The sequence below is a fragment of the Vibrio sp. 1402 genome, from assembly GCF_033340275.1.
Genome location: NZ_JAWOWE010000011.1, coordinates 1 through 15752, shown reverse-complemented (window position 1 = coordinate 15752; position 15752 = coordinate 1). Strand labels below are relative to the sequence as shown.

Below are 15752 nucleotides of genomic sequence, written 5' to 3'. Positions count from 1 at the left end.
TCCTTTACTCTGAACGTTCCTTAGATTGCTCTTCGCTATCTAGACCATGCGTTTCCGAATGTGTTTTAACGTTTTCACTCTCGTTGTCATCTTCATCATAGTAGCGCACAACAAAGGGTGTAAGCATAACACTAGAGGGCAGAAAATGTTTCATATCGACTCCAACGGCTTAATAGAATGATTTTTATACTGATTTTTATAAAACAGTACGTTGAACCTGATCATTTTTGAGTTAAGCTGACGTTTCCTTTGGCATTCGTGAGTGGTAGGTCACATGAAATCAGTGCAATTTCGTTTCACACTTTATGGTTGTATCGCGATTCTCTCTTGGAGTTGTCTGCTTGGCATCGCGAGGTTGGTTACGGAGAGTTTAGGTCCTGTAGGCGGGGCAGCCATGTTGTACTCTCTTAGCTCTGTTTTCCTTCTTATCGTGGTCGGTATTCCAAAGTTGTCTTACTTTTCTCCCAAGTATCTTGCGCTTGGTGGTGCGATGTTCGTCTGTTATGAAATATTTCTCGCTCTATCTTTGGGATATTCCAACTCGCGCGCGCAGGCAATTGAGGTGTCGATTGTCAATTACCTTTGGCCCGCACTGACGGTTTTATTTGCGGTCCTTGGCAGCAATAAAAAAACAAACTGGTTGCTTTATCCCGCAGTTACGCTGGCGTTTGTTGGGGTTGCTTGGACTGTGAGCGGTGAGAATGGCTTATCCATAACTCAGATCATGTCCAATGTTAGTAGTAACCCTCTGGTGTATTTTATGGCTTTCGCTGGCGCGGTTATATGGGCTTTTTATTGCAACTTAACCCAAAGGCAGCGATCTAAACATAATGCGATTACCCTGTTTTTTATTGCAACAGCTGTTTCGCTTTGGGTCAAATACGCGTTTACGGATGAGCCACCAATGACATTCAGTTGGGAAGCGATGGGGTACTTAGTGGCCTCTGCGGCTTTAATGGCTGGTGGTTATGGTTTATGGAATATCGCGATCGTTGGCGGCAATATGGTTTTTCTCGCCACCTTGTCTTACTTCACACCCATTTTTTCCGCTTTATTTTCTTCCATTATTCTTGGCGTAACTCTGAGCCATAGCTTTTGGCAGGGCGTTGTGATGGTAACGGTGGGCTCGCTGATGTGTTGGTTAGTCACCAAAGAGAAGCGCGAAGCGGCTGGGTAAGTTACCAACGAGATCAGAGAATTTAAGTGAGCAACGAACAGATCTCCCTTGCGAGCTGTATTCGAATACGAAGAAACTAAATCGAAAAAATTAAAAAAGCTCCCGAGATTGGGAGCTTTTTATTGAGTTTTAACGGCTCTTTGGTGGCACTCTAATAAGCGACGTTCAAGTGTAGTTGAAGCTTGAATCTGTGCTTCGACAGTCGCTTGATAAGCTGCTTACGAGTGTGCTCTAGTGTATCAAGCTCCAATGTGTCGTCATCAATATGTACGTCCACATTTACTCGTAGCTCTTGGCCCACCTTCGTTACGCCAGCCAGTTTCAATTGATGCTCAGTCACTTTTTCAATCTCAAGAACATCTTTGCCAACGCTCTGACACAGCTCTTTGCTTGGTGTCATCATTAGTAGTTCACGTAAGGCACCTACTAGCATATCGAACGGTACTTTGAGGAAGTAAAAGCCCATTAAAACCATCATCATGGGATCGGCATATACCGCATACTCAGAGAATGGCGTTAGTGAAACAGCCCAAGCCGAGATAAATCCTACGGTCACCGCCACACTTAGTAGAGTATCCATTTGCCACTGTTTTTTCTCCGCTTCAATTAAGCCTGATGAGAATCGGCGGCTGCGTTTCGCCATAAACCACCAAGCGTAACCACAGCCGATAACATTCACGATGCCGAATAAGGTCGCAATAGAAGCATCGACCTCGCGACCTCCAGACATCAATGCTGATATCGCAGAGTAGAGAGAGAAGCTTACAACCACTAAAATGACGGCTGCTTTTATCGCAATAACGATTGGTTCTAAGACCGCTTTTCCAAATGGGAATACAGATTTTGAAGGCTTGTTAATATAGTAAGAAGCGGCCAGTGACAATAAAGTTAACAGTAAGCTGACCAAAGAGTAAACACCGTCAAACACGATGACAATTGAGCCTACAAGCAAGCCAAGTACCATACCACCAGCAGCGAACCCAGATGCCAAAAGGGCTGAAATGGTTAGAATACGGTTTTCGTTTTTGCTTGTCCTGTCACACATAAAAGATGCCTTTGAATTTTAATACCTTACTATTCTTCGCTCATAAGGTAATTTAGGCAACCACAAAGTGACCAGTAACTAATCTAAAAAAATGCGTTTTTATTTATGTTCTTATAAAACAACGGCTTACTGTTGTTTTTTGGTGTCAGTAAAATTGACGCTCACTGATAAAATGTTTAGAAGTCAAATAAATACTCGCTCAATTTATCTGCTAACCACGTCATTGCAGGATGCTCAGCATGGCCGTTAGGTGAAAACATACAGTAGTCTTCTTGCGTCAATCCGTATGTGTGTTTGATAACGGCGAGCTTCTGCTGACGAAGGTAATGGCGGATTAATGGTTCTGGAAGCACGCCCCAAGCGTCTTCTTCTAAGATGGTGTTCAGCATGTAGTCAAAACTCGAAAAACCAATATATCGAGTCGAGAAAGGTTGCAGTTCAGGGTTGTCTTTCTCATTTAGGTACACCATTAGTGCTTGCATTTGACTACGTAGATCTTCGTCTGAGACACGGCGCATCTTACTTAGGCGGTGTTCTACACTGCATACTGACATCATACGTATCTTGCCTAACGGGTTGTATACGATACGAGGATCGTCTACTCGCTCATAATCAACGCCGAAAGCAAAATCTACTTGGTGGGTACTGACCAAGTTGGCTAAGTCGCCACTGGATGCCAAGATTAAGTTGAAGGTTGTTGAAGGAAAGCGGTTATTCAATGTATGAGATAATTCTTGCCAGAGATCATCAGGTAAGGAGTCGTCACGTGCTACCCAAACTTCCGCGTTAAACCCTTCCGAGATTTGAGCGCAGGTCTTTCTGACCCGTTGTGCGATGATAAGTAGGTGTTCGCAATCTTTGTAAATGGCTTTCCCAGCTTCAGAGAGGGTGAGCTGGTTGCCAGTTCGGTTAAACAATTCAACGTCGAGATCTTTCTCTAATGCCTTAATCGACATACTGAGTTTGGTACGATTGCAGTCGAGTTGCCTTGCCGCTTCAGAAACAGAACCACACTCAGCGATGGTGCAGAAGGCTTCTACTTGAGTTAAGTTCATGATTTGACACAACCAATAAATGAATTCAAATAATTTGGGTATTATGCAGATGCGCTCCCAAAGCCATGAAAGATTATCGAAAAAAACGCGAATCCGCCAGATAAGTCTATGGTCTTTTAACGGTTTTGCGGTAATCTATGTGGGTTACAAAAAGTGAACATGGAGGCCACGATGGCACAAGATTGGGACGGCTTAGCAAAAAACTGGGAATCAAATCCAGCAACAGAGCAATTTGCGCAGTCGGTGTTTGAGCAGTTACAACAGCTAACTCAGCTTGATGGCATTAAAGTACTAGATTTTGGATGCGGAACAGGGCAGTTAAGTCAACGATTGTCACCGATGGTTAAAGACATCGTAGCATTAGACGCATCGGAAGCCATGATTGAGGAACTCGATAAAAAAGAGCTCGTCAACGTAGAACCTGTGGTAGATGCATTATCTCGCGGCTTGGTCGCTCAGCATCCGGCCTTTCGTGGACAGTTCGACTTGGTGGTTGCATCATCAGTTTTAGCGTTTGTGGAAGACTTAGACGCGTCATTAACGATCTCGCATTCTCTACTTAACCACGGCGGCTATTTTGTTCATTTTGATTGGATTGCAGAATGTGAACAAGACGGTTTTACCCTTGCGAAGTCTGAGCGTGCACTGAAAGAAGCGGGTTTTACTGAAGTTGAATCGCAACACGTTTTTGACATTACATCTGATGGTAAAACAATGTCGGTATTAATGGGGCTTGGTCGTCGCTAATACCGCTGAATAAAGAACAAAAAATGACAAAAGCGAGCTAACAAGCTCGCTTTTTTCTTATCTGCTGATGATATATGTAACTTCACTTGCTCTAAACAAGCGTCGTGGTGCAGGCAAGGACATACTCGAACAACTTAGTCTTCGGAGGTTATTTTGAGACGACTATCCTGCGTATCTCCTCCAGCACTTCAGGGTTGGCTATTGCGCCTAAATTTTCGACGCTTCGGTTGTTAACGACTTGCTTAACGGCTAACTCGACCAGCTTTCCTGAGCGTGTCTTAGGTATATCGCTTATTGCGTAAATTGCACTAGGTACATGCCTTGGAGAACATGCAGACTTTAGCTGTGCTTTGATGGAAGCGATCATCTCGTCATTGAGCTCTACCCCTTTGACTAATTGGACAAACAGCCATATTTGTTCGTTGCGATCGACTTCTTTTCCTACTGCGATCGAATCTAGAATACCGTCTATACAGTTCACTTGCTGATAGATTTCGGCCGTGCCGATTCTTACGCCACCAGGATTCAACGTGGTATCACTTCGACCATAAAATACGTATCCCCCAACGCGGGTCTGTTCAACATCATCGCCGTGGTGCCAAATATTGTCGAATTTATCCCAATAAGCACGATGATATCTCTCACCGGTGTCGTTCCAAAAGCCAGCAGGGAAGTTGGGTAATGAATTGGCGCAAACCAACTCACCGCGCTCTCCCATTACGCTATTACCTTGTGGGTTAAAGACTCGGACATCGACCCCTAACCCTGCTGATTGGCACTCTCCCCGATAAACGGGAGAAATAGGGTTGCCTAATACAAAGCAGCCACAAATGTCTGTTCCGCCAGAAATCGAGGCGAGGTGTACATCTTCTTTAATGTGCTGATAGACATAATCAAACTGTTCTGGATACAGAACAGAGCCAGTCGAACAAATGGTTTTCAGACTTGAAAATGCATCACTTTTCTGCGGAGAAAAAGATGCTTTTTCCAGCGCCTCTAGGTATTTTGCTGAGGTTCCAAATAGCGTCACTTCGGCTTGTTCTGCGAGGTCCCAGAGCACATTATGAGTGGGGTAAACAGGGCTACCATCAAAAATCACCAAACATGCACCGCTCGCGAGTGAAGAAACGTGCCAGTTCCACATCATCCAGCCGCAGGTTGTGTAGTAAAACACTCGGTCGTTCGGTTGAATATCGCAATGCAGTTGATGCTCTTTCAAGTGATTAAGCACCGTTCCGCCGACGGAATGGACGATGCATTTCGGTTTGCCTGTTGTGCCTGAAGAATAGAGCACAAATAGCGGATCGTTAAAATTCACACGAGTAAAAGTCAGCGCTTCGGGTGTGTATTGATTCAGGACGTTTTGCCAATCTTGGGTGCAGACATCGCATTCAAAAATGTGTGGTTTAAGGTAGCTAATTTGGCAAACTTGTTTAAGACCATCAAGATGATCCGCAATATGCTGGTTTTTCTCAGACATATCGAAAGTTTTGCCATTGAATGTATAGCCATCACAAGTAAACAGGATTTTGGGTTTCACTTGACCAAAGCGTTCCAAAACGCTTTCGACGCCAAAATCAGGTGAGGTGGAAGTCCAGGTCGCCCCCAAACTACTGGTTGCTAGCATGACTACCACCGTTTGAGGTAGGTGAGGTAAATACCCAGCGACGACATCACCTTGCTTAATTCCACATTCTTTCAACCATTGCTGCACACTCGAAACTTCTTCGCACAATTGTTTCCAGGTGTAGGTCTGTTTTTCTTCACGTTCATTTTCAAACCAAATCGCGAGATCATCGGGTTGGTGACACGCGTAGGTTAACAAATTTTCGGCGTAGTTAATTTGCGCGTTTGGGAACCATTTTATATCCCTATTTTCAACAGGTTGCTGCCAGCGACTTTCTGCTCGCTCTTTTATGGTCTCTCCCTGAGTGCCAATGACGTCGCAGAATAGCCAAACTTCCTGCCAAAATTTTTCTACATGATCGAGTGACCATTGATGCAGATCAGCGAAGCTTTCAAGGGTATTTCCTTGTCGATTAATGTGTTCAATAAACTGTGTAATGTTGGCTTCTTCGATACGACTTTCGCTCGGTTGCCATACTTTGCTGCTCTCGCGCATAGGTCCCTCTATAACAAAGTGATAACAGGTTTTAGTTTGAGAGGAATACACGATAAAGTCAAACAAGCCAGATATTATATCGTGTCATAAAAATCATGCAGTTACGATGCATTGTAAACAATATGTTACATCGGGATGATGCTGAGAAAGTCGCGTAGGGATTGGAAGCTCTTAAGACTACAGATAGGCTTAATGTAAAGGATTTGTTAATGGAGGTGAGCCATGACCCAGTATCGTTCTAAACCCGTAAACCAGGAAGGCAGGGTTGAATGGAGCCGTGAAGAAGACGCCATTTGGCGAGATTTGGTAACACGACAAATGGGTGTGATCCAAAACAGAGCTTGTGAGGCTTATTTACACGGTTTGACGCTGCTTGATTTACCTCAAGACCGCGTTCCTCAGTTACCAGAAATTAATCGTGTCTTGATGGAGACAACAGGTTGGCAAGTGGAGCCCGTTCCCGCGCTTATTGATTTCGACCGATTTTTTAATCTACTCGGTAATAAGCGCTTTCCAGTCGCCACATTCTTGCGTACAAGAGATGAGTTCGATTACTTACAGGAGCCAGATTTCTTCCACGAAATATTTGGTCATTGCGCGATGTTAACCAACCCAGACTTTGCTGCATTTACCGAGCATTATGGTCAACTAGGGCAAGCCGCTACCCCAAAACAAAGAGCCTATCTCGCTCGCCTCTACTGGTTTACCGTAGAGTTTGGCTTGGTGAAAGAAGGGGACAAAACCAAAATTTACGGTGGTGGTATTCTTTCATCTCCTGGCGAAACCCTCTACGCATTAGAGAGTGATGCAGCAATTCGCGACCCATTTGAATTACAAACAGTGCTGAGAACGCCTTATCGTATCGACATCATGCAACCGAAGTACTACGTGATTGACGACTTTTCTCAACTTTTTAAAATCAGTCAGTTAAATTTATTGAAACAAGCCGATCTAGCGATTGAAGCTGGACTGCTTCCTCCACTTTTTGAACCAAAGGAACCTGCTCATGTTGAATGAACAAAAATGCGAAGCTTGTAGTATCGATGCCATTGCACTAAGCAAAGAAGAGCAACAGTCTCTGCTTCTGCAATTGTCTGATTGGCAGATCATTGAAAGAGAAGATATACCTCAACTAGAAAAGGTGTATAAATTTAAGAACTTCAAACAAGCATGGGCTTTCAGTAACAAAATCGCGGAACTGGCAGAAGATGAGTTCCACCATCCTTCTATTTTGTTGGAATGGGGTAAGGTTACCGTAACGTGGTGGAGTCACTCTATCAAAGGTCTGCATAAAAACGATTTTATCTGCGCATCAAAGTGTGACGCGCTAGCATCGGCAGAGTAGGACATTACCTCATACAAAAAAACGCCCGGCTTACGTCGGGCGTTTTGGTTCTAAATGACTTTTACATTACTTTATAGATTGATTCGGAAGACGGATGTCGTGCCCGATACCTCATTGCCAACGGCGATAAAATGACCACCATTACGGGTAAAGTAATTAATGGATTCTGGACCTAAATCGCCTGCTTTTGGATTGTATGTGTCGTTCATGCATTCGCCATCTTCGACTTCTGTACATACTGGCTGATTGTAATCACGGCGGTTTACGTAATGCATAAACTGCGCTTGTTTCGGGTCTGTGATGTCATAAATCATGATACCGCCTTGACGCTCCAAGCCGATAAACGCGTAATGACGACCGTTAATTTGTGCTACTTCAATCGCCTCTGGCTCAATACCTTTATCATCACTTCGGTCATCGCCACTATTATTGTTATCGTTGGTGCTGTTGAAGTTCTTGCCTTCATTCAGCAGCGCGATAGTCGCGAAATCGTCACCACTATCGAAGACCAACTTGCCGTTTTCATCCCAAATCGAGAATGAACGCGCGCCAAATGATTGAACATTCTCTTGTGCAGAAAGCGTTTGTTCCGGCTTAATCACTTTTAAACGCGCGAGTTGTTTGTTGTCTTTTAGTGCCTCTGCCAATGGGTGTTCTGCTGCTACTTTCAGCTTCTTACCGCGCACTTCATCAATATGGCTTAAACAGCTCCCTTGCTCAGATGTGTATTCATCTGTACCAAGGTAATCGTCTTCATCCCACATAAAGCCAGCTTTGTCGCACAGTTCTTGAGTGGTTTTGAATCCGTACTCACGCCCGTCGCCTTCATTTGCAGATACGATGTAAGTACTCCCATTCACTGAGTAGCTGTCGATAGTGTCAGGCATAAATAAGCCAACCAGTTGTGGGTAGCTTTTCAAGTTCCCAATGATTTTGTCTTTGTTGGATGCATCGAGTTTAGCGCCCGACCAAGACTTCTCACCTAAGCCAACAATTTTTTCTACCGATTTGCTCTCTGGATTGACGATTGCCATGGCGTTATTTTCTTGTAGCGCGACATAGATTTTACCGTTATCTGCAAAAGTGAGGTATTCAGGCTCTAGATCTTGTGCGATGGTGGCGTTTGGCCCCGAAATACGCACATTCATTGGGAGCTCTGCTTTTCGTGAACCATCAAATTCGTTAAAGCCAATTTGTGTTACTTCTGCTTGAGTAACACCAAGGCTCAGATCGATCAAAGTGATACTACCTTCAGGGTCAATGCTGTAATCGCTGTTTGGTTCTCCTTCATTAGCGGTTGCGATGTATCGGCCATCTTTTGAGAAGCCAACCATGTCTGGCAATGCGCCTGTTGGGAAAGTCGTGACTAATGACAAATCGCCGGAGCGGTACAAGCCAACAATACCATTCGCTTGTTTATTACTGTTTTCAATCGCAACAGCTACCAAACCATTGAATACAGCGACACTGTTTGCTGCGCCAATTTCAATGCCCGCTGCTTCGCCAGCGCTGTTGAGATCAATGAATGCGCTTTGCGTTGGTACGCCGTTGTCATCCATAGAAAGTACATCGATACGTTTTGCTTGAGCATTCACCACATAGAGCTTATCTGTACAGGCGTCATAACTCACGATTTCAGCTGCCGATGTATCGAATGGAGCATCAGCAACGGATGTCCCGATAAACGTTAACCCTTGAATTGAAGTTTCCCCAGTAACGGGCGCAGTGGTAGGTTTGCATTGTGTAGCGAATGAAGCCACGGTATCTTCGGGTTGTGATGAACACGCGATGGCAAGTGATGACAATGCGAGTGCACCGATTGCCTTTAAAGGGGTGATCATGATATCTCCTTATCAATCCGATAGGTTGTCAATCAGCATGGGTTTTATGCTGCTGTCCATTTCCGCAACTGGAATGATAGAGCGCTGAATGACGTGTGATTTGGTAAGGCTCTGAATATATGTATGATTGATGACTCTTATATTGGCTTTTTATGAAACTAATGTGTCATCAATATGATGAAGTAGGGATAGAGGAATAATGGAATTAAAATCGTTTTTAGATTTATTGGCAGCGTCACCAGAGCAGGTCGAATTTGAAGCAACGATGGCGGTGATCGAAGATAACTATACGTTTGAGCCAACCGCTTTTGTAAATGGTGAGACACAAAACAATGCAGGCGAGAACAACGGTTCGTGTAAGATCTTCGCTTTCGGTTTGCTAAACAACCTAGACAAAGAAGCGACGCTAGCCTGCTTTGGCCGCTTTTATCGTGAAGATGTATTGCAGTATCCAGAGAACAGCGATCACCAGAATATTCGTAATTTTATGGTGACAGGGTGGGAAGGCATTAAGTTTGAAGCGTCCGCTTTAACCGCTAAATAAACACCAGTCAGAAAACGATGATCAGTAAGCCAGTCGTATTACGCGACTGGCTTTTTTTCTAGACATTTTCGGCACAAACACAGCTGGTTGGCGCTTGGCTTGGGTAAATCACGGGTTTCTATAGTAAAGCACCAGCATGTCTCTTTGCCTGCGGCGATATCACAATGGGCTTGAGTCCCGCACTCAGGACAACTGTGCGTTGAATCTTCTCCTGCGATTTGTTCGATAATCGCATCTCGTTGGAGATCGGTTTTGTCTTTCCATTGGATGATTTCATCCATCGTTCGGTGACAACCAGAGCATATTCCGGCGTTATTTTTACATGCAGCTCGACAAGGTGACTTCATTGCTTTCTCGTTCTCATTTTTTATGCCGCGTACTCTAGCATAAAGCGAGTCAAGGCCGCCAAAAATAAACGTGACTGCGATTTGCTGGTGAGGAGGGAGAACCAGTGTTACCCTTGGACGAGTTACCTTAACTCTCTGTCACTTATGTTAGAAAAAGAAAACCTCATTAAACTCGCTAGAATGCAAATGCCATTTGGGAAATATGCAGGGCGAGTGTTAATCGACCTGCCTGAAGAATACTTACTGTGGTTTGATAAAAAGGGCTGGCCAAGCGGCGAGCTAGGGGATTTGCTCAAGCTATGTTTAGCGCTCAAAATTGAAGGCTTAGATAGTGTCGTGAAGCCTTTGAAGCGTATGTAACTAGCCACAGAAACTCCCACTCTTAATGAAAAGACTTATTATGAATTTTGATATCGATGCACTGAAACATCACCAATTGGTCGAAGATGGTAAACTAGAGGGATGTTACATTCATCAGCCAGCTCAAGGTAGCCAACACAATGACAAAGCTGTTTTGGCAGAGCGCCAAGCGTTGGAAAAGTTGGGATATAAGGTAATACAGGTTAAAGCTAAAGGCGGGACAACAACGTTTGCCGAGGCGATGCAAAAGCTTGCAAAGGAAACTGGTCACCTGCCTAAGGAGTAAGTGAGTGTAACCTGCCACAGCCTTACAAGTTCTCCCACCAGACTATTTTTTCATTCAAAAGAGCCAGACCGTTAGGCTGACTCTTTTTGGCCCCAAAGTGTGTTACGCCTCGAAATGCGAATTTAGATAATTGGCAATTTTATACATACAAAACTCTGCTCTTTGCCATTCAGGCAGAGTGCCCCAAAACTGGTAACAATGATATGAATGTTATCGTCGCTAGGCTGATGTTGAACACGCGCTGTCTTAATACGGTATTGAGATAAATACGAATTTTTTTACCAACCCAGACCCAAGTAATATTTGCAAACAGTCCGAATGTCGTAAACACGAAAGTAATCAATGTAACAGAGAACCAATAGTTAGAAGGGAGACTATAACTTGTGACCAAAGCAAGTGATGCCATCCAAGCCTTCATATTACCCAGTTGAAACAACGTAGCCTGAGTTACGTTGATTGGTTTGCTTTTAGTGGGTTTGCCTGCGAAAGGGTTAGTACATAGCAGCTTAATCATCAGCCAGAACATGTAAACCAGACCGATGTATTTTATAGCGAGATACCAACTTGGATGAGTTTGTAGGGCAACACCGACACCACATGCACAAAGCAGAATTAACCCTATTACGCCAATACGGATACCAATTAGGTGTCGCCATGATTTCCTTATACCAAATTGTGCCCCTGAGTTGGCGAGCAATAAGTTATTTGGGCCGGGTGTTATGGCGGTGACAAACGCAAATAAACTCATCGCTGGAGTTAGGTCCCATAATGTTGTCATTTCTTTTCTTCTCAAATTAGTGCTGATAAGCCAAGAATAAAGGGATGAAGTGAGAGAGACCTACAGTTAATGCGTCATGGTGACAATTCTTTGATTTCATTTTCGTCAGGCCTTATTTATCCTGAATACAAGAATTAATTGTACCCCTTCGGAGAGAGACAATGTTAGTCCCTGATATATCGGGTCGTTCCGGACCTAAGTTTATGGCACTGGCTGATGCGATTGCTGAGGTGATAGAGAGTGGTGAACTCGAACCAGACACTAAATTACCTCCTCAGCGTATTTTATCTTATCGCTTAGGTGTGACGGTTGGAACGGTGACGAGGGCATATAGGGAGCTAGAGCGGAGGGGCTTAACGGAACCAAAAGTAGGAAGCGGTACTTATGTACGTAACAGAGAAACTGAACTGAACCACTTTTATCATCCGGTATTGGAAGAAAAAGGCATTGATCTGGCACGTTGCCGACCTTTGCTATTATCGCAGCCGAAATTTCTTGCGAATGCGTTGAAAGAGCTATCACACGAGGAAATTGCGCAGGCAGCCGTGCTGGATTACTACTCCGCTGATGGCATTCAGGGTCATAACGAGACTCTTCGACAATGGCTGATGACCAAATTCAATATCGATATTGATTCACAGCGTCTAGTGTGGACTCATGGAGGGCAACACGGGATATCGTTGATTATTCAATCTCTGAGCCGCCCTAAAGATACAATTCTTGCTGAAGGGCTGTGTTATCCAGAGTTCATCTATGCATGTCAGCAATCCGAACGAAAGCTAGTGCCAGTAAAAGTCGATGAACATGGATTAGATCCAGAAGATCTGGCTTTGCACTGTAAGAGGCATCGCCCAAAACTGCTTTATCTTACGCCGGGAATACAGAACCCGACCGGAGCTCAGTTAACGGATAGCCGAAGACTAAAAATCATAGAGATATGTCGTCGTTATAATGTGTTGATCATTGAGGACGATGTTCTCTACTGCCCACCGTCTCATCGAAAGAGTCCCTTAGTTGCTATCGCTCCAGATATTACCTTATACGTGGGCAGTTTTTCTAAGTACTTTGCAGGTGGATTGCGGCTGGGTTTCATCATTCTGCCTCTGTCGTTCAAAGATTTACTGCAACGTGCGCTAAGAGCCAGTTGTATGTATGTTAGCCCTTTGATAATTGACCTTGTTTGTCGTTGGTTAACTAGCGGAGCTATGCAAGCCGTGGACAGAGAGATAGCGATGGAACTCAGTGCACGTCATCGGATCTGGAAGGCAGTATTTCCCGAAATCCAGATTGGTGTTCCTGGTTACAATGTGTGGCTACCTTTGCCTGAGCCATTAACAGGGTATCACTTTAACCAGTCGTTGTTGAAACATGGTGTCAGAGTGAGGGAAGCGGAAATGTTTGCTGTGGGTCGGTATGAAGTGCCGGCAGCAGTGAGGATATCACTTGCAGGTCCATTAAGCCGATTACAATTGCAATCAGCTTTAGATATCGTAAGAGAGCAAATCAAACGGTTAACTTAAGTTTCATAGTTCACATGGATTGCTCAATATCTAACTATTCAATGCTCTATTAGGATTGAACACACCGATATACATAAAGTGCTCGAAGTTGTGCTCAAAGTCTCAAAAGTTACTTGAAATCTGAAACTCGCTTGGACGTCTTTTGGGCAGCATCGAGTTGATTCATCTTTGTCGAGAACCTTTATGTTGAGTACTTTCCAACGCAAAAGTGCCCCATTGTTACTTGGGGCTAGTACTAATCCATCTATTGTGAGTATGGCTTTGCCTTAATAAATCTTATTTGAACTCGCCTCTAAATGAGTGGGCTTATCGATGTAACTCAGCAACGCTCATAGTGAAAACTAAATCCGAATCTGCTTGGTTTGAGTAGCTGTGAGGGACATCCGTTTTAGCTATAGCGGACTGACCTTCATGCAGTTCTATGGCTTTCCCATCAATATTCAAAGTGAGTATTCCAGACTCAACATGAAAAAGTTCAAACGTGCCTTGTGGATGACCTGCTGATTCAAAAACTTCTGATGGTTTCATATTCCAGCGCCACAACTCAATCATATCTGGGCCGCTTGTTCCCGCCAGAAGTTTTGCGCTACCACCGTGCTCGCCAGTCCAAAGCGTTGGAATGTCCTCTTTATCAATGATGTTGACTGTTGGATTACTCGCAACATTCACAATATCGGCAACCGAAATCCCAAGGGCAGCAGACAGTTTACACAACGTCGAAATGCTAGGGTTAGCTGCCCCTTTCTCTACTTCTACTAACATGCCTTTACTTATCCCTGCTCTTTTTGACAGGGCATCCAGTGACAACTTGAGCCTTTTTCGATGTTCCTTGATCCTTGCGGCTACCGCTTGATTAATGAAATCAGCATCAGTGCCACTATCGGTCGATATATTGACTTTTTTGGTCATTGTAATGTATCTTGCATGAAAATGAATCACTGAAGGAATTATCTAATGGTTGTTATAGTGCCGTCAATCGATGCTCGAATTTCCCAGATTGCACCAGAGTTCAAAGCATTGAGCATATCCGTTAAAGGAACGGAAGTTCAGAGCCAAGAGTATGCAAAACGGGTTCTGCAAGAAGCATGTACTTCCGTCATTGAGAACGACTATCCATGGGCAGAATCACACATCAATGCGTGGGGAGACGTTTTTCGTCAATTTGGCGCTAAACCAAATCGAACCCCTTGCTCGGCTGCTGCACTGCGAAAACGAGTATTGAAAGATGGAGGAATGCAGAGCATTGACCCTATTGTGGATATTTATAATGCCATCAGTATTCGATACGCCATACCCGTAGGTGGTGAAGATATGGACAGTTATCAAGGAACGCCAACACTCACTATCGCAGATGGCTCTGAATCCTTTGACACCATGAAAAATGGTGAGGCTTCAATTGAAAACCCTGATGTTGGGGAAGTAATTTGGCGCGATGAAGTAGGCGTTACTTGTCGTCGTTGGAACTGGAGGCAGGGTGTCAGAACCCGAATTGAATCTGACACACGTAACATGTGGTTTATTCTAGAAAGCTTGCCTGAAATGCCACTAGAACACTTGCAGGAGGCGGGGCAAGAAATGATTAAACACTTGCAAGTGATCATGCCTGATTCAGTGATAGAGCAATCGTTGGTGTTTGCTTCAAAATCCATTGAGGTTTGATGTGATAAATACTTTGTTAACGGGTGCCGTTGTTTCTGGAAGTTTGATTGTCGCAATCGGTAGCCAAAATGCGTTTCTATTAAAGTGCGGATTAAAAAAGCAATACGCACTGTCCGTTGCCACTATCTGCTTTCTTGGAGACATTCTACTGATCAGTACTGGTGTACTTGGTGTAGGGACACTGCTCTATAAAGCACCATTATGGAAAGACCTTTTGACTCTTGGCGGCGTAGTATTTCTTTTCTGGTATGGCTACCAATCTGCAAAATCAGCATGGAATGGTTCAAGTCACCTAGAGTTGGAAAATTCGGACATTGCCCAGAGTTGGTTAAAAGTCGTTTTAATGGCGATGGCTATCACTTTTTTAAATCCACATGTCTATCTGGATACGGTGGTGATCCTTGGTGGTGTGACTGCTCAAATGGAACCTGATGAAAAACTATTGTTTGTTATAGGGGCACTGATTGCATCAGGGATCTGGTTTTATGGATTAGTGTATTTGGCTAACAAGTTGATCCCACTTTTTAGTAAGCCAAGAACATGGAGAATTTTAGATTCTGCGATTTCATGCATCATGTTTGGTATTGCATTGAAGCTCGCAACACCTCTATTAAGCCAATACATATAGAACGTCTCGATAAAGCTGCATTTCCAATAACTAAACTGCTCCTGCCAGATTGGACACAGATTTTCCATACCAGAAGTTATTCGCATTTTGCTAATTTAAGTAAATGCTCTAAATCATTTCTGTCCAAGAGAGTGCTGGCGCAGTTCAAAGTAGGCACTTGCTTTGGGTTACTCGACTCCAAGTAACTTTATTGCTATGTTTCGCAAAATATATGGAGAATCTCCTGCGCGTTATTTTTCTAGATGCCGTGCAGAATAATGTGTTGACCGGCTGAGGGAAAAATGAAAACCAAAATAAT

At 43.9% G+C, this 15752-nt stretch carries 18 protein-coding genes; 10 read left to right on the top strand and 8 right to left on the bottom strand.

All coding sequences use genetic code 11. From position 1 onward, the window contains the following. Window positions 1-4: 4 nt before the first annotated feature. Window positions 5-154, bottom strand: a complete 150-nt coding sequence (locus R7044_RS18305) for a hypothetical protein (protein WP_017634379.1) — start codon at window positions 152-154, stop codon at window positions 5-7. A gap of 120 nt (window positions 155-274) precedes the next feature. On the opposite strand from R7044_RS18305, the gene yddG reads away from it, so the two are divergent. After that, a complete protein-coding gene (gene yddG / locus R7044_RS18300; protein ID WP_053307828.1) occupies window positions 275-1177 on the top strand; it encodes an aromatic amino acid DMT transporter YddG in 903 nt (300 codons plus the stop codon). 151 nt (window positions 1178-1328) lie between these two features. Here yddG and R7044_RS18295 read toward each other — a convergent pair whose 3' ends face one another. Together R7044_RS18295 and R7044_RS18290 are read right to left on the bottom strand one after the other, a co-directional pair. Continuing rightward, a complete protein-coding gene (locus R7044_RS18295; RefSeq protein ID WP_005389400.1) occupies window positions 1329-2222 on the bottom strand; it encodes a cation diffusion facilitator family transporter in 894 nt (297 codons plus the stop codon). Window positions 2223-2398: 176 nt separating this feature from the next. Further along, complete coding sequence (locus R7044_RS18290) at window positions 2399-3277, bottom strand: LysR family transcriptional regulator (protein ID WP_053307827.1); 879 nt, start codon at window positions 3275-3277, stop codon at window positions 2399-2401. A 171-nt stretch (window positions 3278-3448) separates the two neighbouring features. Between R7044_RS18290 and R7044_RS18285 the strand changes: the two genes are divergently transcribed. After that, a complete protein-coding gene (locus tag R7044_RS18285) occupies window positions 3449-4024 on the top strand; it encodes a class I SAM-dependent DNA methyltransferase (RefSeq protein WP_017821100.1) in 576 nt (191 codons plus the stop codon). Window positions 4025-4172: 148 nt separating this feature from the next. Here the strand turns inward: R7044_RS18285 and R7044_RS18280 are convergent, their stop codons facing one another. Next, entirely contained in the window at window positions 4173-6146 is a 1974-nt protein-coding gene (locus R7044_RS18280; protein WP_025768449.1) for an acetoacetate--CoA ligase, read from the bottom strand. 222 nt (window positions 6147-6368) lie between these two features. Between R7044_RS18280 and phhA the strand changes: the two genes are divergently transcribed. Next, the gene (gene phhA, locus R7044_RS18275; RefSeq protein ID WP_005375564.1) at window positions 6369-7163 is read left to right on the top strand and encodes a phenylalanine 4-monooxygenase; all 795 of its coding nucleotides are present in this window, start codon (window positions 6369-6371) and stop codon (window positions 7161-7163) included. After that, window positions 7153-7491: a 4a-hydroxytetrahydrobiopterin dehydratase gene (locus R7044_RS18270; RefSeq protein WP_005375563.1), complete on the top strand. Its 339-nt coding sequence runs from the start codon at window positions 7153-7155 to the stop codon at window positions 7489-7491. Before phhA ends, R7044_RS18270 begins: the two co-directional genes overlap by 11 nt. A gap of 71 nt (window positions 7492-7562) precedes the next feature. Here R7044_RS18270 and R7044_RS18265 read toward each other — a convergent pair whose 3' ends face one another. Continuing rightward, window positions 7563-9332, bottom strand: coding sequence for a choice-of-anchor I family protein (locus R7044_RS18265; RefSeq protein ID WP_025768448.1), 1770 nt, complete (start codon window positions 9330-9332; stop codon window positions 7563-7565). A 199-nt stretch (window positions 9333-9531) separates the two neighbouring features. Here R7044_RS18265 and R7044_RS18260 point away from each other — a divergent pair, with 199 nt between their 5' ends. Beyond that, on the top strand, window positions 9532-9876 hold the full coding sequence (locus tag R7044_RS18260; protein WP_017634382.1) for a HopJ type III effector protein: 345 nt from the start codon (window positions 9532-9534) through the stop codon (window positions 9874-9876). A 38-nt stretch (window positions 9877-9914) separates the two neighbouring features. Here R7044_RS18260 and R7044_RS18255 read toward each other — a convergent pair whose 3' ends face one another. Beyond that, window positions 9915-10223, bottom strand: a complete 309-nt coding sequence (locus tag R7044_RS18255; RefSeq protein WP_080276966.1) for a cysteine-rich CWC family protein — start codon at window positions 10221-10223, stop codon at window positions 9915-9917. A 144-nt stretch (window positions 10224-10367) separates the two neighbouring features. On the opposite strand from R7044_RS18255, the gene R7044_RS18250 reads away from it, so the two are divergent. Then, window positions 10368-10583, top strand: a complete 216-nt coding sequence (locus tag R7044_RS18250) for a DUF3820 family protein (protein WP_005375557.1) — start codon at window positions 10368-10370, stop codon at window positions 10581-10583. A gap of 40 nt (window positions 10584-10623) precedes the next feature. Then, on the top strand, window positions 10624-10869 hold the full coding sequence (locus R7044_RS18245; RefSeq protein ID WP_005375556.1) for a hypothetical protein: 246 nt from the start codon (window positions 10624-10626) through the stop codon (window positions 10867-10869). A 169-nt stretch (window positions 10870-11038) separates the two neighbouring features. Here R7044_RS18245 and R7044_RS18240 read toward each other — a convergent pair whose 3' ends face one another. Next, complete coding sequence (locus tag R7044_RS18240; RefSeq protein WP_005389411.1) at window positions 11039-11647, bottom strand: LysE family translocator; 609 nt, start codon at window positions 11645-11647, stop codon at window positions 11039-11041. A gap of 161 nt (window positions 11648-11808) precedes the next feature. On the opposite strand from R7044_RS18240, the gene R7044_RS18235 reads away from it, so the two are divergent. Next, window positions 11809-13167: a PLP-dependent aminotransferase family protein gene (locus R7044_RS18235; protein WP_025768447.1), complete on the top strand. Its 1359-nt coding sequence runs from the start codon at window positions 11809-11811 to the stop codon at window positions 13165-13167. Window positions 13168-13473: 306 nt separating this feature from the next. Here the strand turns inward: R7044_RS18235 and R7044_RS18230 are convergent, their stop codons facing one another. Further along, the gene (locus R7044_RS18230) at window positions 13474-14076 is read right to left on the bottom strand and encodes a helix-turn-helix domain-containing protein (protein WP_025768446.1); all 603 of its coding nucleotides are present in this window, start codon (window positions 14074-14076) and stop codon (window positions 13474-13476) included. A gap of 45 nt (window positions 14077-14121) precedes the next feature. Between R7044_RS18230 and R7044_RS18225 the strand changes: the two genes are divergently transcribed. Next, a complete protein-coding gene (locus tag R7044_RS18225; RefSeq protein WP_025768445.1) occupies window positions 14122-14826 on the top strand; it encodes a B3/4 domain-containing protein in 705 nt (234 codons plus the stop codon). A 1-nt stretch (window position 14827) separates the two neighbouring features. Then, a complete protein-coding gene (locus R7044_RS18220; protein ID WP_025768444.1) occupies window positions 14828-15454 on the top strand; it encodes a LysE/ArgO family amino acid transporter in 627 nt (208 codons plus the stop codon). Window positions 15455-15752 lie beyond the last annotated feature (298 nt).